The 21,628-nt window shown below is 70.3% G+C and carries 20 protein-coding genes and 2 pseudogenes; 10 read left to right on the top strand and 12 right to left on the bottom strand.

The window, feature by feature from the left end; genetic code table 11:
• Nucleotides 1-50: 50 nt before the first annotated feature.
• Nucleotides 51-1,048, bottom strand: a pseudogene (locus tag ABT009_RS33115) (TauD/TfdA dioxygenase family protein).
• A gap of 205 nt (nt 1,049-1,253) precedes the next feature.
• On the opposite strand from ABT009_RS33115, the gene ABT009_RS33120 reads away from it, so the two are divergent.
• Nucleotides 1,254-2,243 (top strand): extracellular catalytic domain type 1 short-chain-length polyhydroxyalkanoate depolymerase, encoded by a 990-nt coding sequence (locus ABT009_RS33120; RefSeq protein ID WP_351303414.1) that lies wholly within the window; start codon nt 1,254-1,256, stop codon nt 2,241-2,243.
• A gap of 109 nt (nt 2,244-2,352) precedes the next feature.
• On the opposite strand, the gene ABT009_RS33125 is transcribed toward ABT009_RS33120, so the two are convergent.
• On the bottom strand, nt 2,353-3,135 hold the full coding sequence (locus ABT009_RS33125) for a phosphotransferase enzyme family protein (RefSeq protein ID WP_351303417.1): 783 nt from the start codon (nt 3,133-3,135) through the stop codon (nt 2,353-2,355).
• An 86-nt stretch (nt 3,136-3,221) separates the two neighbouring features.
• Here ABT009_RS33125 and ABT009_RS33130 point away from each other — a divergent pair, with 86 nt between their 5' ends.
• The gene (locus tag ABT009_RS33130; protein ID WP_351303420.1) at nt 3,222-3,881 is read left to right on the top strand and encodes a class I SAM-dependent methyltransferase; all 660 of its coding nucleotides are present in this window, start codon (nt 3,222-3,224) and stop codon (nt 3,879-3,881) included.
• Nucleotides 3,882-4,071: 190 nt separating this feature from the next.
• Nucleotides 4,072-4,494: a PPOX class F420-dependent oxidoreductase gene (locus tag ABT009_RS33135; RefSeq protein WP_351303422.1), complete on the top strand. Its 423-nt coding sequence runs from the start codon at nt 4,072-4,074 to the stop codon at nt 4,492-4,494.
• A gap of 84 nt (nt 4,495-4,578) precedes the next feature.
• Here ABT009_RS33135 and ABT009_RS33140 read toward each other — a convergent pair.
• Nucleotides 4,579-5,950: pseudogene (locus ABT009_RS33140) on the bottom strand (FAD-dependent oxidoreductase).
• A 443-nt stretch (nt 5,951-6,393) separates the two neighbouring features.
• On the opposite strand from ABT009_RS33140, the gene ABT009_RS33145 reads away from it, so the two are divergent.
• Entirely contained in the window at nt 6,394-7,074 is a 681-nt protein-coding gene (locus ABT009_RS33145) for a lamin tail domain-containing protein (RefSeq protein WP_351303424.1), read from the top strand.
• A 208-nt stretch (nt 7,075-7,282) separates the two neighbouring features.
• Here ABT009_RS33145 and ABT009_RS33150 read toward each other — a convergent pair whose 3' ends face one another.
• On the bottom strand, nt 7,283-7,414 hold the full coding sequence (locus ABT009_RS33150) for a DUF6893 family small protein (RefSeq protein WP_351303427.1): 132 nt from the start codon (nt 7,412-7,414) through the stop codon (nt 7,283-7,285).
• Between the two features lie 181 nt (nt 7,415-7,595).
• Nucleotides 7,596-9,269: a hydrogenase maturation protein gene (locus tag ABT009_RS33155; protein WP_351303430.1), complete on the bottom strand. Its 1,674-nt coding sequence runs from the start codon at nt 9,267-9,269 to the stop codon at nt 7,596-7,598.
• A 228-nt stretch (nt 9,270-9,497) separates the two neighbouring features.
• On the opposite strand from ABT009_RS33155, the gene hypA reads away from it, so the two are divergent.
• The 6 genes from hypA (at nt 9,498) to hypE (ending at nt 15,709) form a co-directional block, all read left to right on the top strand.
• Nucleotides 9,498-9,875: a hydrogenase maturation nickel metallochaperone HypA gene (gene hypA / locus ABT009_RS33160; RefSeq protein WP_351303433.1), complete on the top strand. Its 378-nt coding sequence runs from the start codon at nt 9,498-9,500 to the stop codon at nt 9,873-9,875.
• A gap of 18 nt (nt 9,876-9,893) precedes the next feature.
• Complete coding sequence (gene hypB / locus ABT009_RS33165) at nt 9,894-10,658, top strand: hydrogenase nickel incorporation protein HypB (RefSeq protein WP_351303435.1); 765 nt, start codon at nt 9,894-9,896, stop codon at nt 10,656-10,658.
• A 19-nt stretch (nt 10,659-10,677) separates the two neighbouring features.
• The gene (gene hypF, locus ABT009_RS33170; protein WP_351303438.1) at nt 10,678-13,068 is read left to right on the top strand and encodes a carbamoyltransferase HypF; all 2,391 of its coding nucleotides are present in this window, start codon (nt 10,678-10,680) and stop codon (nt 13,066-13,068) included.
• A 70-nt stretch (nt 13,069-13,138) separates the two neighbouring features.
• Nucleotides 13,139-13,486: a HypC/HybG/HupF family hydrogenase formation chaperone gene (locus tag ABT009_RS33175; protein ID WP_351303440.1), complete on the top strand. Its 348-nt coding sequence runs from the start codon at nt 13,139-13,141 to the stop codon at nt 13,484-13,486.
• Entirely contained in the window at nt 13,483-14,616 is a 1,134-nt protein-coding gene (hypD, locus tag ABT009_RS33180; RefSeq protein WP_351303442.1) for a hydrogenase formation protein HypD, read from the top strand. Before ABT009_RS33175 ends, hypD begins: the two co-directional genes overlap by 4 nt.
• Entirely contained in the window at nt 14,609-15,709 is a 1,101-nt protein-coding gene (hypE, locus tag ABT009_RS33185) for a hydrogenase expression/formation protein HypE (RefSeq protein WP_502990013.1), read from the top strand. Before hypD ends, hypE begins: the two co-directional genes overlap by 8 nt.
• Nucleotides 15,710-15,824: 115 nt before the next feature.
• Here hypE and ABT009_RS33190 read toward each other — a convergent pair whose 3' ends face one another.
• The 7 genes from ABT009_RS33190 to ABT009_RS33220 are packed head-to-tail and all read right to left on the bottom strand — an operon-like array spanning nt 15,825 to nt 21,612.
• Nucleotides 15,825-16,634: a hydrogenase maturation protease gene (locus tag ABT009_RS33190; protein ID WP_351303445.1), complete on the bottom strand. Its 810-nt coding sequence runs from the start codon at nt 16,632-16,634 to the stop codon at nt 15,825-15,827.
• Nucleotides 16,635-16,663: 29 nt separating this feature from the next.
• Nucleotides 16,664-17,773 carry a hypothetical protein gene (locus ABT009_RS33195; protein WP_351303448.1) on the bottom strand — a complete coding sequence of 370 codons (1,110 nt, stop codon included), beginning with the start codon at nt 17,771-17,773 and terminating at the stop codon, nt 16,664-16,666.
• Entirely contained in the window at nt 17,761-18,435 is a 675-nt protein-coding gene (locus ABT009_RS33200; protein WP_351303532.1) for a DUF6084 family protein, read from the bottom strand. The genes ABT009_RS33195 and ABT009_RS33200 overlap by 13 nt, the downstream gene beginning before the upstream one ends.
• A 5-nt stretch (nt 18,436-18,440) precedes the next feature.
• Nucleotides 18,441-18,650 carry a hypothetical protein gene (locus ABT009_RS33205; protein WP_351303451.1) on the bottom strand — a complete coding sequence of 70 codons (210 nt, stop codon included), beginning with the start codon at nt 18,648-18,650 and terminating at the stop codon, nt 18,441-18,443.
• The gene (locus ABT009_RS33210; protein WP_351303453.1) at nt 18,647-19,306 is read right to left on the bottom strand and encodes a DUF5947 family protein; all 660 of its coding nucleotides are present in this window, start codon (nt 19,304-19,306) and stop codon (nt 18,647-18,649) included. The genes ABT009_RS33205 and ABT009_RS33210 overlap by 4 nt, the downstream gene beginning before the upstream one ends.
• Complete coding sequence (locus tag ABT009_RS33215; RefSeq protein WP_351303456.1) at nt 19,303-19,827, bottom strand: NifU-related iron-sulfur-binding protein; 525 nt, start codon at nt 19,825-19,827, stop codon at nt 19,303-19,305. Before ABT009_RS33215 ends, ABT009_RS33210 begins: the two co-directional genes overlap by 4 nt.
• A 9-nt stretch (nt 19,828-19,836) precedes the next feature.
• Entirely contained in the window at nt 19,837-21,612 is a 1,776-nt protein-coding gene (locus ABT009_RS33220; protein WP_351303459.1) for a nickel-dependent hydrogenase large subunit, read from the bottom strand.
• Nucleotides 21,613-21,628 lie beyond the last annotated feature (16 nt).

Genomic DNA, 21,628 nt, shown 5'->3' on the forward strand with positions numbered 1-21,628 from the left:
CGCTGAGGAAGCCGCAGCACACACGGCTCGGCGGCGTCAGACGCTGCTCGTCACCAGCGCTGCGGCTCACTGCCGACGATCGCCTCCGAAGGCTTCCCGTCGACCCCGACCGGCACGTCCCCGGCCAGCATCACCCGGTGCATCACCCGCGGATGATCCAGGTGGGCGGTGTCGCCGGGGGCCAAGTGCATGGTGGACCGGTTGTCCCAGAAGGCCACACTGCCCGGCTCCCAACGGAAGCGAACCGTGTACTCGGGCCGGGTCGCCTGCTCCAGCAGCATCTCGAGCAGCAGCCGGCTCTCCGCACGCGAGACGTCCTGGATCTGCTCCAGGTAGTAGCCGTTGACGAACAGCACCCGCTCGCCCGTCTCCGGGTGCACCCGCACCAGCGGATGCACCGACGCCACCTGATGGTCGAGCAGATGACGCACATAGGCATCGTCACCCGGCCGCGCCTGATACCCGACGCCCAGCCGGTGTTCGGCCCGCAGGCCGTCCACGAACTCGCGTACCGGCCTGGACAGCCCCTCATACGCGGCCGCCAGATTCGACCAGGTCGTGTCACCACCGTACGGGGGGACGGTCTCGGCACGCAGGATCGTGGCGGCCGGCGGGTCGATACGGGCTCCGTGGTCGCAGTGCCAACCGCGCAGCGGGATGTGGCGGCGCCGCTGCAGCCACTCGGAGTGCTCCATGCCGTAACGCCCGCCCAGCTCCAGCCGGTCGGCCGTCGTCTCGACCTCGGGAACGTCCGGCGGCGACGCACTGCCGCGCTTCCCGAGGACGACGGGTTCACCGAACCGGCGCGCGAACGCCACATGCGCGGTGTGATCCAGACGCTGTCCGCGAAAGAAGACGACCTTCCAGCGCAGCACCGCCGCCCGGATCACCGCGACGACCGCCTCATCCAGATGATCCGCCAGGTCGACTCCGTGATCTCCGCTCCGATATGGCCCGCGACCGGCTTCACCTCGACCCCGGCCACCCGCGTCGTCTCCCCCGTGGCGGCCGGTGACGCCTCGCTCGCCGTACCCCCGTCCGTCGTCATGCGCGCTCCGATCTCGTTGCCTGCCGCCTGCTCCTGAGAGAGCCTGACAGCCTTCGCCGGACACCGCGACAGCGCCTCGCCTCCGCGTGCCGCGTGCCGCGTGTCGACCCGACGGCAGACATCGCGTGAACCACAGGCCGGCGAGGCGCGTTGTGGTGTCCGGGTCCATGTCGGCGCCCCGGTCCAGCTCCTACAGTCCCGCGGCATGACCCCCACCAGAGCCGCAACACCCCGTTCCCGCGGAGGACTGGTGGCCGTGCTGGCCGCCCTCCTCTGCGTCCTCTTCCTCCCTGCGCCGCATGCCTCCGCCGCGTCCGTCGCGGAGGTAACCGGCTTCGGCACCAACCCCGGTGCGCTGAAGATGTTCCGCTATGTCCCCGACGGGCTGCCCGCCGGCCGGCCCGTCGTCGTCGCCCTGCACGGCTGCACGCAGAACGCCGCCGGATACGGCACCGGGAGCGGCTGGACCGAGCTCGCCGACCGCTGGGGCTTCTCGGTCGTCCTGCCGCAGCAGCAGAGCGCCAACAACGCGTCGTCCTGCTTCAACTGGTTCCAGAGCGGCGACATGCAGCGCGGTCAGGGGGAAGCCGCCTCGATCGCGCAGATGGTCGACCGGCAGCTCTCCGACGTCTCGGGCGACGCCTCCCGTGTCTACGTCACCGGCCTCTCCGCGGGCGGAGGCATGACGGCCGTGATGATGGCGACGTACCCGGAGAAGTTCACCGCGGGCGGCGTCGTCGCCGGACTGCCGTACGGATGCGCGCAGGCCGCCGGATCCCCGTACGTGTGCATGTATGTCGGCGCGACGCAGACCGCCCAGCAGTGGGGCGATCGGGTACGGGCCGCGCGGCCGGGGTACACCGGCCCCTGGCCCACTCTGACGGTCTTCCAGGGGACGGCCGACTACACGGTGAAACCGGTCAACATGACGGATCTGATGAAGCAGTGGACCAATGTGCAGGGAGCGGACCAGACCGCGGACCTCAGTGACACCGTAGCGGGCTACCCGCACCAGGTCTTCCGGGACCCGGCCGGCAAGGCTGTCGTGGAGACGTACAGCATCACCGGCATGGGCCACGGACAGCCCGTCGATCCGGGCAGCGGTTCACAGCAGTGCGGCACCGCAGGCGCGTACATCCTCGATGTCAACATGTGCGCGGCCTACTGGCTGGGCCACACGTGGAGCCTCAGCTGAGGCACGCGGCACGCGCGCACCTGGTCGTGAGGCCGCGCGTACCCCGGTCGCGAGGCCGCGCGCACGCGCCGAGGCTCGAACGACTCCGGATGACGAGTGACGACCAGGCTCAGGCGGCGAGCAGAGCACGCAGCCACTGATCTTCGCGCTGCTCGGTATATTCGGCGTCGCTTCGCCAGGCGTCGCCGTGGCCCTCCGCCCAATGGGTCGCCCAGGGCTGGTTGCCTTGGGCGGCCTGGTCTCGCAGGAAGTCGTACATGGCGCGCGTACGGCGGCCCAGCAGGGGCACCAGGTCACGCCGTTCGGCCTCGTCGAGCCCGTAGGCGTCGGCGAAGATCCGCAGGCGGTCGCCTGCATCGGTGCGCTGCCAGTGTGGATGCGCGGACAGCGGGATGAAGCCGTGCATGGCATAGGCGACATCCCACAGGCGGGTACCAGGCGCGGCCGTGTCCCAGTCGATGAAGGCCCACTCGTCCTCGCCGCCGGCCACGAGGTTCCACGGGGCCAGGTCCTGATGGGCGATGATGTCGGCCCTCTCGGCGGGGACGAGCACCTGCCAGCGGGCGTCGGGCGGTGGCGTGAAGTCCTGCACGGCATCGTGGAAGTCCCTGATCAGACGTGCGACGCGAGCCAGCCCGTGTGCGGGCTCCAGCAGGGCGAATCGGTCGGGCCAGACCACGTCGCCCGGCATGAAGGTCAGTACCTCCCGCCCCTGATCGTCGATGCCGAGGGGGCGAGGGGCCGCGCGGAAGCCCGCCTCGTGGAGATGCGTGAGCAGTGCGTGCACGGCTGGAGTCCATGGTCCTGCCGGGCGTCGGACGGTATCCCCGACGCGGACGACGCCGTCGCTGACGTTTCCTCCGGACAGCGGCTGCTCTTCAATGTGCTGCATCGGGCCAGGATGGCCTACCGGGCCCCTGGTGATCACCCCAATTAGTCCGAGGCCGCCGCCTGTTGGCCTCCGCTAGAGTCGCGCGGATGACTGAGCTCTCCTACCTCGCTGCGGTCCGTGAGTCCTACGACACCGTCGCTGTCGACTACCTGAAACGGGTCAAGACCCCGGCGGAGCTTGATCCGTTGTCACGCGCGATGCTGGGCGCGTTCGCCGAGGTCGTGCTGGCGTCCGACCGTGGGCCGGTGGCGGACCTGGGGTGCGGACCCGGTCTGGTGACCGCGCACCTGGCCGAGTTGGGGTTGTCCGCGTTCGGTGTCGACCTGTCCCCGAAGATGATCGAGCTGGCCCGGCAGGCCCATCCGGGCCTGAGCTTCACCGTGGGGTCGATCACCGCGCTGGAGATCGGGGACGACACACTCGGCGGCATCCTGGCCTACTACTCCACTCACCACACACCGCCGGAGTTGCTGCCCGTCGTGTACGCCGAGTTCCAGCGGACGCTCGCGCCCGGCGGCTGCCTGATGCTGGCCGGCTATGTGGGAGACGGCGAGCGGCTGCGGCCCTCACAGGCGTATGGCGGCCATCCCGTGTCGTACGAGTCGTACCTGCTGCCTGCAGACCGGATCGCCGAATTGCTGCGCCAAGCCGGACTCGCCATCACCGCACGACTGGTTCAGGAGCCGGAGGAGGGGATGAAGAGAACGATCGCTACCTTTCTGGCTCGCAAGCCCGAACGGTCGTAGGTACGCGCAGGCACGCACCCGTTGCCGCCCGGTCTGGCGGCCTGGCAGGCCCTCATACCTCCATCTGGTGGAACGTGCCCTCACCGCTCGGCCGCGGATTCCGTCCTCCGGCAGGTCGGCCGTAGCGTGGGCGCCGTCCCCGCCGGGGGCGGCAGCACGCCGCGCCCGCCGTCCACCGCGAGGAGTACGAGTGTCCAAGCCGCCGCTGCCGTCCGAGGCGGTCGCCATGCTGCGCCGCCCCAACCCCTGCGTGATCGCCACGCTGCGCTCGGACGGGGCGCCCGTCTCCACGCCCACCTGGTACCTGTGGGACGAGGGGCGCGTGCTGGTCAACATGGACGAGGGGCGCCGGCGCTTGACGCATCTGCGCAATGACCCGCGTGTGACCCTGACCGTCCTCGACAAGGACGACTGGTACACGCACGTCAGCCTGATCGGTCACGTCGCCGAGATGTACGACGACAAGGAGCTGACCGACATCGACCGCCTGGCCCGGCAGTACACCGGCAAGCCCTACCCGGACCGCGTCCGCGGTCGCGTCAGCGCGTGGATCGAGATCGACCGGTGGCACGGATGGGGCGCCATGAAGGACAGCGGCCAAGCCGCCGTCTGATCGGCGTCCGCGGCGCGATCGCGGTCAACTCAGCCGTCGCTTGCCGGCACTTCAGCGCCGGAGTGTGCGACGCCAGGCAGGCGCTCAGCTGGGTATGAGCGCTTCCCACTGGTCCCGGGTCGGGCCGTCGTGTCGGGGCGTGAAGTCCGGGTGGGCAGCCAGCCAGGCGGTGACGTGTCGGTGCACCTCGTCGGTGGCGTAGGCGTCGTGGGCCGGGCGCACGAGGTGGCGTACCTGTGCTCGGGCCCGCATGACGACGGGATCGTCGAAGGCGCAGGCGGCCAGGGCGGCGGCCCGCCGGTCTGTGGGCGGTGAGCCGTCGGAAAGGCGTTGCTCGTTGGTACGGTCAGCCGTCACCTGTATGTCGAACCATGGGCGAAGGGCTTGTGCGGTCCAGGCGTGGTAGCCGGTGGGGTCCGCGGCGATCTGGTCGGCGTGGGTGGCGAGGTGCTGGGCGGCGCGCAGACCGAGCGCCACGCCCTGGCCCATGGTGGGGTTGGTGTGAATGATGCTGTCTCCGACGTTGACCAGGCCGGTCACAATGGGTCCGTCATCGTCGGCGAGGGCGGTCCAGCGGTTGTCCAGGCCTGCCATCGCCAAGACGGCGGACCGCGGTTCGGGGTCCAGGTCGAGCCAGGCGGCGGGGGCGGGGAAGCGGCGGGCGGCAGTCTCGAACACAGAGGGTTCGATGAGTGCGGCGCGGGTCGGATCACCGGTGGACAGCACGAGGTGCACCGCGAAGGTGTCGTTGTCGGAAGGGAAGACGCCGGCAAGTGCGAACGGTGCGGCCGAGCCGGTCTTCACCTGGCCGGGGTGGCGCGGGCCGTCGGCGCGCAGGCGGTACCAGCGGCACAGGTAGGCGATCCCGGTGCGGTGGCTGTCGATCACGGGCGGGCGGCAGCCGGACGCGCTCAGCCAGGCGGGCACCGGTGAGCGACGGCCGGACGCGTCGACGACGAGGTCCGCCCGGTACGTGTCCGCGCCCGCCTGTACGCCGGTGACCCGGGCAGTGTGCCCGTCCTGGATGGTGAGGCCGCGCACCCGGCAGTTCCGCCGCACCTCGACCGCGGTCTCCCGCCGCGCTGCCGCCGTCAGGGCGGCTTCCAGCACGATGCGGCGGGTGCGCACGGTCACCAGGTCCTCAGCCGACTCGGTGCGGCGGATGCTCGTCGAACCAGTCGAACTCGTGGTACTCGCAGGCGCCCCGGGCCAGCAGGTCCGCGTATACATCGGGGGTCTCGGTGCGCAACACGGTGCGGACGGGCGCAAGCAGCGAGTGGGGCTGGATCGCCTGCGGGACCCGGGGACGGCGCCAGTCGAAGAAGTCCTGGTCCAGGCGCTCCCCGGCCTGCCGCGAGTCCTGCTCGAACACCGTGACCGTGTGGCCCCGCCGGCCGAGCATGAGCGCCGTTCCCAGCCCGCTGATGCCCCCGCCGATCACCGCAACCCGCGCCACCGAACTTCCCTTCGCGTCGTGTTGCGGGGTGAGCCTACCGTCCGGCCGTCTCCGCACTCCCACCGGTCTCGAGCACCTGCCGCCCTGTTGAGCATGCGTACGAACGCCGGCCTGGCGCCGCTGTTACAGGGCCGGGACCGGCGCGGGAAGGCGTGCGCCGTGCGCCTGGATGTGTGCATGTCGCCGCCGGTAAGGCCTTGCTGTCGTCCCCGCACCGGTCGGTGTAGCGATCAGTGATTGTCAAGGCCACGCGGCAGCACCTACGTGCCCTATGAAACAGACGGTTACGGAAATGTCCGCTTTTAGAAACATGAAACGTCATTCCGGTGTTCAGCAGGGGCGCGGCTCCACAGTGATGGTCATCGACCCACGGGGGTCGAGACGCCAAACCGCACGGCCGACTCACGAACGGGTCCGGCCTGCACGACCTGAGGGAGCATCACTTGTCTGCTTCTGTCATCGCCCGCCGGTTCACGGCCGCCGCGCTCGCCGCCGGCTGCCTGGTCGGCGCCGCCACGGTCTCCGCCGCCGCCGACGACGACACGGGCCGTCACGACCGCGCGCCGCACTCGTCCGACGACAACCGCGGCCGTGACCACCGGGACCCGTTCCCCTCCGACGGTCGTGACCACCGCGACCCGTTCCCCTCGAACGGCCGTGACCACCGCGACCCGTTCCCCTCGAACGGCCGTGACCACCGCGACCCGTTCCCCTCGAACGGCCGTGACCACCGGGACCCGTTCCCCTCGAACGGCCGCCCCGGCCGCACGCCGTACTCCGCGGTCGTGATCAGAGACGTCCGGGCCGACAGCCCGGGCTTCGACGACGGATCCAACTGGTCGCTGAACGGCGAGTGGATCGAGATCGCCAACACCTCTCGCCGGAGCGTCGACCTCTACGGCTGGACGCTGCGCAACGAGGACGGTTACCGCTACCGCTTCGGCTACCTGCGCCTGGCGGCAGGCTCCACCGTCCGCGTCCACACCGGCATCGGCCGTGACACCCGCTTCGACGTCTACCAGGACCGCCGTAACTACGTGTGGGACAACCGCTCCGACACCGCGGCCCTGTACGACAACGCAGGGCGTCTCGTCGACATCGAGTCGTGGGGCCGCCGCCGCTGACCCGCGGCGGGGCACAGAGACGTAGGGCCCGCGCCCACGGGAAAGCCCCGGGCACATGCGGGCTGTGCGTGACATCGGCCTCCAGGACCTGTCGTGGTCCTGGAGGCCGCATGCATACGCCACGGTCGGCGCGGGCCGACGTCGCACCGACCGGCAGGAGGCCGGTCTGCGCCGCCCCGAATGGAGTCGGCGGCGATCCGGGCGGCCGCTACATCGTCTCCATCTTGATGTACCGCCAGGCCTCGGGTGCCTCCGCGACGACGAGGGCCACCACCGCCGCGGCCACGACTCCCGCAGCGATACGCACCACAGTCGCCGGAATGAAAATGCCGTTCCTCATCTCGGACTCACCTCGTCTCTCGAACGCCGGCGGAACAGCGGGGACGCCCGTGGGCACGCCCCGGCCCGGTTGCCCGCCAGGACCCGTGGGAACGCGCGATGTATACCTTCAGTGCAGGCTGACACGGGTGACGACGGGCTGCAAAACAGGACGTTCCGTTCGGGACCCGTCAGGGCCCCGATCATGGCGTGCCCCCGACCCGTTCCTTCCGCACGAAAGCCGTCCTCAGCGCGTGGTACGACGCTTCGGGACTGAAGAACGTCCGCCACATCCGCGCCAATTCTTCTTCCCGGTAGGCGCGAAGGGGCTTCGCGGCCTCGTCGCGGCCCCGTGTCGCCTTCTTCTCCCCCACGCGCGCGTGCAGGCGCGCCGATGAGGCGAGCCGCGCGGCCCTCCGGGCGACCTCGTCGCCGAAGTCCTCCGGGCCACAGCTGAGCACGTGGTCGACGAGTCCAATCCGCTGGGCACATGCCGCGCTCACCGGCAGTGCCTCTCCGGTCAGCCGCTCCGCCTCCGCCGCGCCGACCCGGCGCGGCAGGGTGTAGGTCCAGTACTCGGATCCGTACAGCCCCATGAGCCGGTAGTGCGGATTGAGGACGCTACCCGCTCTGCACCACACCTCGTCCGCCGCCAGCGCCAGCATCAGCCCACCGGCCGCGGCGTTGCCGCCGAGAGCGGAGACGACCAGCCGGTCGGTGGTCGTCAGGATGGCCTCCACCAGGTCGTCCATGGCCTGGATGTTCGCCCACGACTCCGCTGCGGGGTCGGCGGCGGCCTCGATCACGCCGAGATGGATGCCGTTGGAGAAAAAATCTCTGGTGCCGCCGAGTACGAGCAGGTCCGTCGGGCGGGAGCAGGCGAAACGGTACGCCGCCAGCAGCCGTCGGCACTGGTCCGTGCTCATCGCGCCGCCGGGAAAGGTGAAGCGCAGAAACCCGACGGTCCCGTCCTCGTCGTAACGGATCTCGGCCCAGGTGCGGTGCCGGGCGGGCGGCCAGAGGGGAAACGGCAGCTCAGGGATGTGTGTCTGCCGGTCGCCCAGCGCGTGGACGGCCGGGAGCTTGAACGTCTTCGGGCCTCCCGGCCGACGCTTCGGGCGTACCTGCGGGATCCACACCGCGCCGTCGACGGTGGCGCGGCAGATCGCACCGTCGCGGGTGGCGAGGACGTCACCGGGCCGGCCGCGCAGCCGGTCCTCGGGATATCCGCCGTGGAGGTACCACTCGCCGCCCAGGAACGTGTCCAGGACTCCCGGCTGTGAATCGGCCGCGCGCAGTTTGCGCAGCACGGTTTCGGTCGAGTCCGACGACCAGTCGATGCGCCGGAGGTCCTGGCGCAGGTACGGACGTGCGCCGTGCTCGAGGCGGACGTCCGCGCTCTGCGTCCATGGGGCGAAGGTGCGCGAGGCGAAGCGGTCCACGGCGAGAAGGACCGCTTCGACGGCGGCGTCGGCGGCCTCCCCGCGGTACAGGTCGCTCTTGCCGACCTGCGGAACCGGGAAGGGCACGGAGGCCCAGACGGGGCCCCCGTCCATTTCGGCCTCGGCCTGCAGCACCGTCACGCCCCATCGCCGATGGCCTTCCTGGAGTGCCCAGTCCAGAGAGGACGGACCTCGGTCGCCGGGCGGTCCCGGGTGCACGATCAGGCATGTGTAAGCGGACCACACGTCTTCGGGAATCGCGGTGGTCAGCATGGGGGCGATGACCAGTTCCGGATGATGTCGTCGTACGGCCTCCCGTACGGATGCGTCGTCGCGCACCGGCTCCACCGCGAGCCTGTACCGGCGGTCCGTCAGTTCGGCGAAGACCCGCTGCGTCAGACTGTTGAACGCGCTCGCAATGAGCAGGATGTGCATCACGCCTCCTGAGCCGGTGCCTGTTGGTCGTTCGCCGACGCGGCCACTGCGCCGGCGTGCTGGCGCCCCACCTGGTTGCTGAACGGTCTGTGATGCTCTACGAGGGGCGGAGTGCGAGGACCGTGGCGCGCCGGTGTCCTCCGGTGCTTGCGCCGCCCGAGGGAAATCGGGTCCCTCGCGTGGTCACGTCCCAGGGGCGTACCCGGCGGATGCCTAGCGTGGCGAGCCATGCACGAACTGTCGCTGGCGGCTGCCGTCGTCGAGGCCGCCGAGGCCGTCGCCCTGGAGCACGGGGCCGCCTCGGTGGAGTCGGTGCGGTTGCGTGTCGGCGAACTGGCGGGCGTGGTGCCGGATGCGCTGCGGTTCTCGTTCGAGCTCGTCGCGGACGGCACCGTACTGTCCGGGGCCGAACTGCTGATCGACGAGGTGCGCGCCGTCGCTCGCTGCGGCGGCTGTGAGTCGGAGTTCACCGTGGGTTCCCCTCCCCTGATGCAGTGCCCGACGTGCGCGCGAGCCGCGGTGGAACTGCTCACGGGACGCGAGCTGGAACTGGCCGACGTGCAGCTCTCGCAGTCCCGTGTGTGTGCGGCCCTCAGGGAAGCGTGACAGGAAAGCGAGCCCGCTATGTGCCGAATCGTCAATGTGCGGCAGGCCGTTCTGGCGAAGAACGACGGGCTGGCGGCGGAACTGCGCGCCGACCTGGGCGCCCGGGGAGTCTCCGCCGTCAATCTGCTCTCCAGCCCGGGCAGCGGCAAGACAGCCCTCCTCGGGCTCGTGCTGCGCCGGGCCGTCGAGCGCGGCATCCCCGTCGCCGCGATCACCGCCGATCTCGCCACCGAGAACGACGCGCAGCGGCTGGCCACGTCGGGGGCTCCGGTGAAACAGGTGCTCACCGGCGGGTTGTGCCACCTGGAGGCGGGCCAGGTGCGCGGCCACCTGGAGGGTTGGCTGCCGGACGGCACCCGGGTGCTGTTCGTGGAGAACGTCGGCAATCTGGTCTGCCCGGCCTCCTACGATCTCGGCGAATCACTCCGGGTCGTGCTGATGTCGGTGACGGAGGGCGAGGACAAGCCGCTCAAGTACCCCACGGCGTTCGGCCTGGCGAACCTGGTGGTCCTCACCAAGACGGACATCGCGGAAGCGGTCGGATTCGACGACCCGGCCTTCACCGCGCATGTGGAGCAGGTCAATCCCGGTGTCGAGGTGTTGCGCACCTCCGCCCGCAGTGGCCAGGGCGTGGCGTCACTTCTGGATCGGGTGCTCGCAGTCTGCGGCGGGGAGGCGCCCCACCGACCGGTCCTCGCCGCGCAGCACCTTCGCGACCACGGTCACGACCACGGCGTGCGCCACGCCCACGGACACGACGTCACGGCTGCCGGCGCGCGCTGAGAAGATCGAGGTCGGTGGTATGAACACTGCGACAGGCGCGGCCGCGACGGGCCGCTCTCCCACGGCTACCAGCACAACCGCCGCCGTTCGGCGCCGAATCATCGTGCAGGGAGTTGTACAGGGCGTGGGATTCCGCCCCTTCGTCCACCGGCTGGCGACCGAACTGCAGCTGTCCGGATTCGTGAGCAACAACGCGCAGGGCGTGCTGACCGAGGTCGAAGGCAAGCCCACGGCCGTCGAGGAGTTCTGCCGCCGACTCCGCGAAGAGCCGCCTCCTCTGGCGGCGGTCGCGCACGTGGAGTACGAACCCGCTGCCGCGCTCGGCGCCGAAGGGTTCGTCATCCGGCCATCCCAGCAGGGCGAAGGGCGCACGCTGATCCCACCGGACACCGCGCCCTGCACCGACTGTCTGCGTGAGCTCGCCGCTCCCCGCGATCGCCGTCACCGCCATCCGTTCATCACGTGTACGCACTGCGGCCCCCGGTTCACCATCACCACCGAGCTGCCGTACGACCGGGCGACCACCACCATGGCCCCGTTCCCGATGTGTGCGGCCTGCGCGGCGGAGTACGCGGATCCGGACGACCGCAGATTCCATGCCCAGCCGGTGGCGTGCCCTGCCTGCGGTCCGCAGCTGACGCTCGTACCTGCCACGGGCGCCGGGATCAGCCCCACACAGGGAGAGCAGGCGGTGGCCGAGGCCAGACGCCTGCTGGCACGCGGAGCGGTGCTGGCCGTCAAGGGCCTGGGCGGCTACCACCTCGCCTGCGACGCGTCCGATCCCGTCGCTGTCGCAGCGCTCCGCCGGCGCAAGGAACGCGGCGGCAAACCCTTCGCTGTCATGTGCGCCGATCTGGACACGGCCGAGCGGCTGGCCCGTATCGACCCGGATGAGCGCAGCGCCCTGACGAGCCCTCGCCGACCGATCGTGCTGCTGCGCCGCCGCGTTGCCTCGCCTGATCTGGCGGCGGGCGTCTGCCCGGGCAGCCCGGACATCGGCGTGATGCTGCCCTACACGCCGCTGCACCAGCTGCTGTTCGGCCTCCCCGGCGATCCACCCGGCCCTCGGGTACTGGTCATGACCAGCGGCAACCGTTCGGGCGAGCCCATCGTGACCGACGACCGGGAGGCACTGACCCGCCTGCACGGTCTGGCAGACGCCTGGCTGTCCCACGACCGGGCCATCGAGGTGCCGTGCGACGACTCCGTGGTGCGGGTGCGCCCCGATCGCAGCGTCGTCGTGCTCCGCCGTTCCCGCGGCTACGCGCCAGCGCCGGTCAGCCTCCCTGTTCCGGTGCGGCCTTCGCTGGCCGTCGGCGGCGACCTGAAGAACACGCTGTGTCTCGCCGAGGACCGCACGGCCTGGTTGTCACCGCACATCGGCGACATGGCCGACCTCGCCACCGTACGGGTCTTCGAAGCGGATGAGCGGCGCATGCGGATGCTGACCGGTGTGGCGCCCGAGCTGCTGGCAGCCGACCGGCACCCCGGCTACCACTCGGCGCGCTGGGCCCGACGCCACGCCGCCGGCCGCCCGCTGCGGCTGGTGCAGCACCACCACGCGCACATCGCCTCGGCCATGGCGGGGAACGGACTGACCGGCGCCGAACCGGTCATCGGCGTCGCCTTCGACGGGACGGGCTACGGCGAAGACGGGGCGGTGTGGGGCGGGGAGGTGCTGCTGGCCGACTACGACCGCTACCGGCGCTGGGCGCACCTGGCGTACGCACCGCTGCCCGGCGGTGACGCGGGGATCGGCAACCCGTGCCGCATGGCCCTGGCGCAGCTGCGCAGCGCCGGCATCCCGTGGGACGCGGACCTGCCCTGCGTCACGGCCTGCTCCCCCGACGAGCGCCGCCTGCTCGCCCGGCAGTTGGACCGCGGCCTGGCCTGCGTGCCGACCTCCAGCATGGGACGGCTGTTCGACGCCGTGTCCTCGCTTGCCGGGGTCTGCCACCGAGCCGGGTACGAGGCCCAGGCCGCGGTGGAACTCGAGGCCGCCGCCGCGCAGGCGTACGGGGACCACGAGCCTGCGTACACCTTCGGTCTGCAACAACGGACCTCCGGGACCGGGTCCGCGGCGATGATCCTCGATCCCGGGCCGGTCCTGCGCGCGATCGTCGACGACCTGCGGCGCGGTATCCCTCCCCCGGTCATCGCGGCGCGTTTTCACAGCTCGGTGGCGGGTGCCGTGGAAGCGGTCTGCCGGCCGGCCCGCAGAGAGACCGGCGTACGGACGGTCGCCCTCACAGGAGGCGTGTTCGCGAACGCGCTGCTGGACGAGGAGTGCTTCCGGCGCCTCGATGCGGCCGGCTTCACGGTGCTTCGCCACCGGGAGGTCCCGCCCGGCGACGGCGGCCTGGCACTCGGCCAGCTCATCGTGGCGGCGCGCACCGGCAGTGGCCCCTAGCCCCCGCTTGCCTGGCCAGGAAGAACCGGCTGCTGCCGGTACACCACTCAGCGACGGACGGGAGAACACCATGTGCCTGGCAGTGCCCGGCAAGGTGGTCGGCATCGAGGAACGCGACGGCGCGCGCATGGCGCGGGTCGACTTCGGCGGTGTGGTCAAGGAGGTCTCCCTGGCCTACGTGCCGGAGGCGGACGTGGGCGCCTACGTCATCGTCCATGTGGGCTTCGCGCTCCAGCTCCTTGACGAGGAGTCGGCCAAAGAGTCCCTCAGGCTGTTCGAGGAACTCGGCCTGCTGGAGGAGGAGTTCGGCGACCCGTGGGCGCGAGCCGCTGCCGAGGCCGGTACGAGCCGGCCCGAGACGGCTGATGACCCGCGCGCACCGGAGGTTGTGGCGGCGACACAGGAGGGCGCCCGATGAAGTACATCGACGAGTTCAACGACCCCGAGCTGGCCCGTCGGCTGCTCGACGACATCCATGCCACCGTCACCCGGCCGTGGGCGATGATGGAGGTCTGCGGCGGGCAGACGCACTCGATCATGCGGCACGGCATCGACCAGCTGCTCCCCGACTCCGTCGAGCTCATCCACGGCCCCGGCTGCCCGGTGTGCGTCACACCGCTGGAGATGATCGACAAGGCTCTGGAGATCGCCTCCCGGCCGGAGGTCGTCTTCTGCTCCTTCGGCGACATGCTCCGCGTACCGGGAACCAGCCGCGATCTGTTCCGGGTCAGGAGCGAGGGCGGTGACGTACGCGTGGTGTACTCCCCGCTGGACGCCCTCACCATCGCGCAGCAGAACCCCGACCGGCAGGTCGTGTTCTTCGGCATCGGCTTCGAGACCACGGCACCGGCCAACGCGATGGCCGTCCACGAGGCCCGGCGGCTGGGCATCGGCAACTTCAGCCTGCTGGCCTCGCATGTGCGTGTGCCACCCGCGATCGAGGCGATCATGCAGGCCCCGCTCTGCCGCGTCCAGGCCTTCCTGGCGGCCGGCCATGTGTGCAGCGTGATGGGCACCACCGAGTATCCGCGGCTGGCGGACCGGTACCGGGTCCCCATCGTCGTGACCGGCTTCGAGCCACTGGACATCCTTGAGGGCGTCCGCCGGACGGTCCATCAGCTCGAACGGGGCGAGCACCGGGTGGAGAACGCGTATCCGCGCGCGGTGCGGTCCGAGGGCAACCCGGCGGCTCAGCGCATGATCGAGGAGGTGTTCGAGGTCACCGACCGCACCTGGCGCGGCATCGGGACGATCCCGGACAGCGGCTGGCGGCTGTCCGAGGCGTTCCGGGCGTACGACGCCGAGTACCGCTTCGACGTCGCCGACCTGCGGACGCAGGAGTCGACCGTCTGCCGCAGCGGCGAGGTGCTCCAGGGCCTGATCAAACCGAACGAGTGCGGAGCCTTCGGCACCCTCTGCACACCCCGCACCCCGCTCGGCGCGACGATGGTCTCCAGCGAGGGAGCCTGCGCCGCCTACTACCTGTACCGGCGTCTGGACGCGTCCGCCGTGCCCGCGCCCTCGAAGGAGGCGACCCCCATTGGCTGAGACCACAGAACTCACGGCCCCGACGACCGCGGAAACGCCCGGACTTGCGGATCCGGCCGCATGGTCGTGTCCGGTGCCTCTGCGCGACCACCCGGTCGTGGTCATGGGGCACGGCGGCGGCGGAGCGCTCTCCGCGGAACTGGTGCAGCACCTCTTCGTCCCCGCGTACGGCAGCGTCACGCTGGCCGCCCTCGCCGACTCGGCCGCCGTGTCTCTGGGCGGCGCCCGGCTCGCCTTCTCGACCGACTCCTACGTGGTGCGGCCGCTGTTCTTCCCAGGCGGCTGCATCGGCGACCTGGCGGTCAACGGCACGGTCAACGACCTGGCCATGAGCGGCGCCCGGCCCGCATACCTGTCCTGCGCGTTCATCCTCGAAGAGGGGATCGAGCTCTCGGTGGTGGGCAGGGTGGCGCAGGCTGTGGGAGCCGCCGCCTCGGCCGCGGGCGTCGCCGTCGTCACGGGCGACACCAAGGTGGTGGACGCGGGACACGGCGACGGTGTCTTCGTCAACACGTCGGGGATCGGACTGATCCCGGAGGGCGTCGACATCCGCCCGCAGCGAGCCGTACCGGGCGATGTGGTGATCGTCAGCGGCCCCATCGGCATGCACGGCATCGCGATCATGAGCGTGCGGGAGGGCCTGGAGTTCGGCGTGGACGTGGCGAGCGACACCGCGCCTCTGAGCGGTCTGGTCGAAGCCATGCTGGCGGTCACCCGCGACCTGCACGTCCTGCGGGACCCCACACGCGGAGGCCTCGCCACGGCACTGCACGAGATCGCAACCGCCTCGGGCACCGGGGTCGTTCTCACGGAGCGCAGCGTACCCGTGCCGGAAGCCGTCGCCAACGCCTGCGGTTTCCTCGGGCTGGACCCGCTGTACATCGCCAACGAAGGCCGTCTGGTGGCGTTCGTGCCCCGGGAGCACGCGGACGCCGTACTCGCCGCGATGCGCGCGCATCCCCAGGGGGCGGAAGCGGCCGTGATCGGCGAGTGCGTGGCCGAGCACCCTGGGATGGTCGTGGCCCGTACGGGGCTGGGCGGCACCAGGGTGGTGGACCTACCCCTGGGCGAACAGCTGCCCCGTATCTGCTGAGCACGCCTATGCGGCCGGCAGACGGGCACGAAGAGCGCACCGTCACGCCGATTGCCGCGCGCTCCCTGCCGCCCGCCGCGGGGATCTGACGGGCCGGGCCCCGTGCCCCCACGGGTCAGCGACCCGGAGACCCCACTCCGGAGTCTCGCTCGGCCCTCGCCTCCGCGAGCAGGTCGTCCACGACCGACTCGACCAGGTCCACCGCCCGCGCGACGGCGTGGCGCACGGGCGTGCTGAAGCCGGAGCCGACCTCTGCCTCCTCGCCGGTGGGGCACGACTGGGGTTCGCAGCCGACGATCAGTGTCCGGGGCAGTTTTCCGTTCAGGTGGCGGGCCAGAGCGAGCACTCTGACCGGGTCCATGCCGTGCGCCTCAGGGGCGGGCTCGCCGGCGGGCTCTTCCGGTTCGATGACATAGAGCGTTCCGGGGCCCTGCCCGCGTGGGGCTGCATCCACGAGTACGGCTGCGTCGTAGCCGTGCCCCAGGGCGTACGCCAGGTCCATACCGCGGATCCCGAAGTCCGCGATGTGCACGCCCGGTGGATGTGGTCGGGCGAGGAGCGCGGCGGCCACTTCGGGGCCGAACGCGTCGTCACCCAGAAAGATGTTGCCGATGCCTGCGACGAGCACGCGCGCGTCGGCGGTGCGATCGTCGGTGTCACCCAGCGGTTCCAGTTCCTCCGGCGAGAAGAAGAACCGGTGTGCGATCTGTGCGCCGCTGCCCAGATCCCGGCCGGGATCACCGTCCAGTGTGACGCTGACGTGGATACGGCCTTCGAGATCTTCCTCCACGGCAGCGACCTCGGCGGTACGGCCGGCCAGCGCCATGTCGAAGATGTCGGCGCGCTGCCGCGGCCGCAGCCGGACGCGGCTGCCGCGCCGCAGGACGGCGCCGTCGACGGTCACACTGCGGGACGGGGGGCTCATTGCCGCGTCTTCTTCCTGTCCGGTGACCGTCATGCGTCCTCCAGTGGCCGGAACCCCCGGATGGTGCCGTGCAGTGCGGACATCTCTCCGGCGGTGAGGGCGGTGCAGCGCTCGAGGATGTCGCGGCCTCGCGGGTCGGCGGCCGCCATCTCCTCCCGCTCCTCGTCGGTCATGCTGAGCACGCTGAGGACCAGCAGTTGGTCGATCTCGGTGCCGTCGAACATGTCTCCGGGGCTCTCGGGTGCCACCTGCGGGTAGTCGGAGAGGGTGATCGGCGAGGACAGCATGGTGTGTCCGCCCTCGTCCCCGACCAGTACCGGCCAGGTGCCCTGGTTGTCGCACTCCCGCACGGCCTGACGGAGGTGTGCCGGCGGGTCGGTGAGCGAGACGAAAGCCCCACGGTCGCTGTGGAGAACGGCGTGCGTGGACACGAAGGCGAAAGGGGCCGCACGGTCGCGGGCGTCCCGGGCATCGGGCTCGGGCTGCAGGCACGGCGTGGTGTTCGTGATCCGTACCGTCAGTCGCACCGTCCGATCGGCGACCGGCACAGCTTCCAGGCGCACGATCCCGGTGAGCGGCTTCCAGGTGCGCAGCAGGGCGCCGACCTGCCGTCCCTGTTCGTCGTGGATGGGCTCTCGGTCGCTGCCGGCCGGGACCGCGACCCGGATCGCACGCGGAAGAGCGAGCAACTCGGCCGCGGTGGTGGACGGCAGCCGCAGGTCCCGCTCGGTGGCCTCCTGCCATGTGAGGTACCGACGGCCCTGCACAGTCATGCTGTCGACGGGTCTTGGGGCGTGTGGCCCTTCTTGGAGCACTGTGCGGTCGACGACGTGCAGGAACCGCACGCGGACGGTCAGGTCGGCATCCGGCTCGCCCTGCAGCAGGCACTGGGTCTGCATCCGGCACGGTTCGCCGAGGGCGTCGGCGGTGGTCCGCGGGTAGACACCGCCGAAGGTCCAGCGGCGGGTGTTCTTCAGCGCGGATCTGCTGTACGGCCACAGCAGATATCCCTCGTACAGGCAGGTCCGGGCGATCTTCTCGACGGCCTTGTCCGCAGCCGTCTCCACGACCTCCTCCGCACCCGTCTCCACGGCCCCCTCCGCAGCTGTCTCAGCGGCGGTCCTGTTTACGGCGTCCATGCTGCTCCAGTGGTGTCTGCTGCGGTGGGGGCGGCGGTCCTGTCGAGCAGGTCGCGGATCGCCTCGTCCCAATCGGCGAGGGCGTTTCGGGCACGATGGGCGTCGAGGCGGTCATGGCCCGTCCGGGTCAGCCGGATCCAGGCGTGGTCTCCTGTCGCCTCCCGCCACAGCGAGCCGGCCAGCAGGAACGAGGCATCGCTGGCCCAGGAGATCTGAGCGGTGTGCAGGGCTCCGTCGGCCGCCGAGTGGAAAACGGTTCCGCTGAAGAGGAAGTCGAGCGGCACCTCCCCGTCCCGTACCGCCCGGAAGTACTTGACCACGGCGAGTTCGACCGCGCAGGGGCAGGGCACGTGGAGGTCGAACACGGTGGTGTCGTCGAAGGGCGGGACCACGGAGGACATCTGAGTCCACGTGAGCGGCCGGAGCGTGGTGGCCCAGCGTTCGGAGGTCCCGAAGATCTCCACCAGCCGCTCCTGGGTCGGGCTGTCGTACCTCCGGCGGGCGGGAGCGATGCGGATCGCCGTGTTCAGGAGCACCGAGCGGACCGGTCCCCCGCCGGTGCGGCGGATGAGGATCTGGAAGCCGAGTGTGGGAACCGCTGTGTGAGCGAGCGGACGGGCTCCGATGACCTCGAAGTCCAGGTCCGGGCTCGCGGCATGCATGCCGCTCACGCCGGCGAGATGTTCGGCATGCCGGGCAGCACCGGGTTGCGGGATTTGGCGCAGATGCCGGTGGAGCGGCGGGCGGTGGAATGGCCGTCCGGCAGATGGCCGGGTGTCCGCTTGTAGATGCCTCTGTGGTTTCCGCGGCGTACGCCGGGGACGTGTGCCGTCCTGTCCGGCTTGACGTCCGGCTTGCCGACCTTGATGTTGCTCATGATCCACTCCTTGTGAGCAGGTCCTCGAAGAAGTGCTCGATGTGCTGGTGCACGTCGGGACCGCCGCCGAGTCCCTTCCAGTGCGTGCGGATGACCGCGGAGAGCCGGAAGCAGTCGTCCAGCGGCAGCAGCCAGTTGCGCGGGGCGCTGCCGGTGCGGTCCGCCAGCAGGGCTTCCACGTCTTCTTCCATAGTGCGCAGCTCGGGATGGGACCGCTCGATCTCGGACCATGTCCGCGGATCCACATCGGCACGCATCGTGCCCAGCGGGTTCGGATAGCGGGCGGTGACCGCCCCGGTGGCACCGCTGCGGACGAAGAACGCCAGGTCGACCGGGATGCCGAGCGCGGCCCATCGGAGGTCGTCCAGGTCGAGTCCGTCCAGCCGCCGCCGGCGGTCCGGAAGGCGGAGGTAGTGACCGCCACCGGCCTCCTTGTGGTCGAACAGCAGGGCGCAGGCATGGCAGGCGCAGGCGATCGAGTCGGAACCGACATCGAGCAGGTGCCGGTGGGTGGACGGCACTGGCTCGGCGCACAGATCGCAGCGCTCCTGGTCTCCGATACGGCCCTGTTGCTCCGCGAACGCGGGACGCGGTACGCCGAACCGATGGCGCTGAGCGAGGCTGCGCAGCCAAGGCGATGAGAAGGCCCCGGTCACGGCCCGTCCCCGGTTCCGGCGCGCAATGGCGTCAGCAGGGCTTCGACGGGGATCAGCGTCTTGCGTGACACCGGCTCCGGCTGGATCGCGTCGACTCGTTCGATCTCGGGAGCGGCGACCGCGAGGATGCCCTCCACGGCCGCGGCCCCCGAGCCGCAGCATGTGCCGCCCTCCGGCAACCTCACCCGCGCCACACGCCCTTCCACGCCCACGAGTTCGACGTCCCGTTGCCCCGCCTGTTCCAGTGCCCGGCGGATGCGCTGCTCGACCGGCAGGGGATGCAGGTCGTGCACCAGCAGCACATGGCCCACCAGTTCGTCCTCGGCACAGGCAGCCGCCGCCTCCGTACCGGCGATACGGTCCATGATCCGGCCCAGACACTCTCCGTAGAGGTCGATCAGGGCCTGGACGGTCTCGATGGCCCGGGCGCGGGCAGCCTCGTCGGTGATGGCGTCGAGCGTGGAGAGCAGTGTCTCGACGCGAGCGACGTGCTCGCGCGCACGGTCGTCGTCCCAGCGCATTCCTGCTCCCTAAGCCCTCGGGCCGAATGTAGGCGAGTGGAACCGCTCGACGGTGCGTCCACCGCCGAGGTACATGTGCACGCCGCACGGCAGGCACGGGTCGAAGCTGCGCACGGTGCGCATGATGTCGATGCCCTTGAAGTCCTCAGGGCCGTTCTCCTCGAAGATGGGAGTTCCCTGCACCGCGTCCTCGTACGGGCCGGGGGTGCCGTAGGAGTCCCGGGGGCTGGCGTTCCACGGTGTGGGCGGATACGGCTGGTAGTTGGCGATCTTGCGGTCCTGGATGACCAGGTGGTGCGAGAGGACCCCGCGCACCGCCTCGTGGAAGCCGACGCCGATCGCGTCCTGGGGGACCTTGAAGTCCGTGAAGACCTTCGTCTCGCCTGAGCGCACCTCGTTCAGGGCCCGCTCGCAGAAGTACAGCGCCATGGCCGCCGCGTAGGCGATGAAGTAGATCCGTGCCCGATTGCGCTCGATGGTGTTGGGGAACGCCGGTGGCCGCCACTCGAGGCGGATCTCCGCCGTCTTGGGGGTCTTCGGCAGATCGATCTGGACGGAGTTCCCCGTGGAGCGGACGTACGGGGTGCTGACCAGGCCGCTGATCGCGGTGGACCACAGTCGGGCGAGGGGGCCGCCGCCGGTCTCCAGCGGCAGATGCTCGCCGCTGCGCTGGTCGTACCAGCGGGGGCTGACCACCCAGCTGTACTTGCCGCCGTTCAGGTCGCGCTTCTGCGGTGCGGGGAGAGTGGTCTGGTTCCACGGGTGGCGCTGGTCCACCGGGTTGCCGAGCGGGTCGTGGGTGACGAACATCTGCTCGTTGGCCCAGTCCTCGTAGTAGGAACTGCCGAGCAGGATGCGCATCCCGAGGTTGATGTCGACGAGGTCGTTGGTGACCAGCTCGTTGTCGACGATGATCCCGGGGGTGACGTACATCGCCTTGCCCCACTCGTTCATGTGCCGGTAGTCGTAGTCGACCTTGTCCGGGTCCTGGAAGGTGCCCCAGCAGGCCAGCAGGGTCCGGCGCCGGCCGACCTCCTCGTATCCCGGGAGTGCCTCGTAGAAGAAGTCGAAGACGTCGTCGTTCATGGCGACGACCTGCTTCACGAAGTCGATGCACCGCATGAGCCGTACGAGGTAGTCGGTGAAGACCTGCGGGGTGGCGACCGTTCCGACGCCTCCCGGATACAGCGTCGAGGGGTGGACGTGCCGGCCCTCCATCAGACAGCACATCTCGCGGGTGAGGCGGCTCATCTGCAGGGCCGCCTTGTACATCTCCCCTTCGAAGGGGTTGAACGCGCGCATGATGTCGGCGACGGTCCGGTAGCCGTGCATATGGCCCCGCGGCGCCTCGGTGGTCTCGGCGCGCCGCAGCACACTGGGGTTGGTCTCCTTGACCATGCGTTCGCAGTAGTCGACGAAGACCATGTTGTCCTGGAAGATCGTGTGGTCGAACATGAATTCGGCCGCTTCTCCCAGATTGATGATCCAGTCGGCGAGCGGCGGCGGCTTCACGCCATAGGCCATGTTCTGCGCGTACACCGAGCACGTCGCGTGGTTGTCACCGCAGATGCCGCAGATACGGCTCGTGATGAAGTGGGCGTCCCGGGGATCCTTGCCCTTCATGAACACGCTGTAGCCACGGAAGACGGAGGACGTGCTGCGGCACTCGACGACTTTCCGATCCGAAAAGTCGATCTTGGTGTAGATGCCGAGGTTGCCGATGATGCGGGTGATCGGGTCGAACGCCACCTCGGTCAGCTGGCGGCCCGGCTCGGTCGTGGTCACAGGTCCGTCCTCTCAA

Origin of the sequence: Streptomyces sp. NPDC002896 (assembly GCF_040295225.1) — a bacterium.
Lineage (GTDB): Bacteria > Actinomycetota > Actinomycetes > Streptomycetales > Streptomycetaceae > Streptomyces.

Excerpts from the sequence above, each read along its gene's own strand:
- ABT009_RS33120 (WP_351303414.1), top strand. The coding sequence starts at position 1,254 with ATGACCCCCACCAGAGCCGCAACACCCCGTTCCCGCGGAGGACTGGTG.
- ABT009_RS33125 (WP_351303417.1), bottom strand. The coding sequence starts at position 3,135 with ATGCAGCACATTGAAGAGCAGCCGCTGTCCGGAGGAAACGTCAGCGAC.
- ABT009_RS33130 (WP_351303420.1), top strand. The coding sequence starts at position 3,222 with ATGACTGAGCTCTCCTACCTCGCTGCGGTCCGTGAGTCCTACGACACC.
- ABT009_RS33150 (WP_351303427.1), bottom strand. The coding sequence starts at position 7,414 with ATGAGGAACGGCATTTTCATTCCGGCGACTGTGGTGCGTATCGCTGCG.
- ABT009_RS33155 (WP_351303430.1), bottom strand. The coding sequence starts at position 9,269 with ATGCACATCCTGCTCATTGCGAGCGCGTTCAACAGTCTGACGCAGCGG.
- hypA (WP_351303433.1), top strand. The coding sequence starts at position 9,498 with ATGCACGAACTGTCGCTGGCGGCTGCCGTCGTCGAGGCCGCCGAGGCC.
- hypB (WP_351303435.1), top strand. The coding sequence starts at position 9,894 with ATGTGCCGAATCGTCAATGTGCGGCAGGCCGTTCTGGCGAAGAACGAC.
- hypF (WP_351303438.1), top strand. The coding sequence starts at position 10,678 with ATGAACACTGCGACAGGCGCGGCCGCGACGGGCCGCTCTCCCACGGCT.
- ABT009_RS33175 (WP_351303440.1), top strand. The coding sequence starts at position 13,139 with ATGTGCCTGGCAGTGCCCGGCAAGGTGGTCGGCATCGAGGAACGCGAC.
- hypD (WP_351303442.1), top strand. The coding sequence starts at position 13,483 with ATGAAGTACATCGACGAGTTCAACGACCCCGAGCTGGCCCGTCGGCTG.
- ABT009_RS33190 (WP_351303445.1), bottom strand. The coding sequence starts at position 16,634 with ATGAGCCCCCCGTCCCGCAGTGTGACCGTCGACGGCGCCGTCCTGCGG.
- ABT009_RS33195 (WP_351303448.1), bottom strand. The coding sequence starts at position 17,773 with ATGGACGCCGTAAACAGGACCGCCGCTGAGACAGCTGCGGAGGGGGCC.
- ABT009_RS33200 (WP_351303532.1), bottom strand. The coding sequence starts at position 18,435 with ATGCATGCCGCGAGCCCGGACCTGGACTTCGAGGTCATCGGAGCCCGT.
- ABT009_RS33205 (WP_351303451.1), bottom strand. The coding sequence starts at position 18,650 with ATGAGCAACATCAAGGTCGGCAAGCCGGACGTCAAGCCGGACAGGACG.
- ABT009_RS33215 (WP_351303456.1), bottom strand. The coding sequence starts at position 19,827 with ATGCGCTGGGACGACGACCGTGCGCGCGAGCACGTCGCTCGCGTCGAG.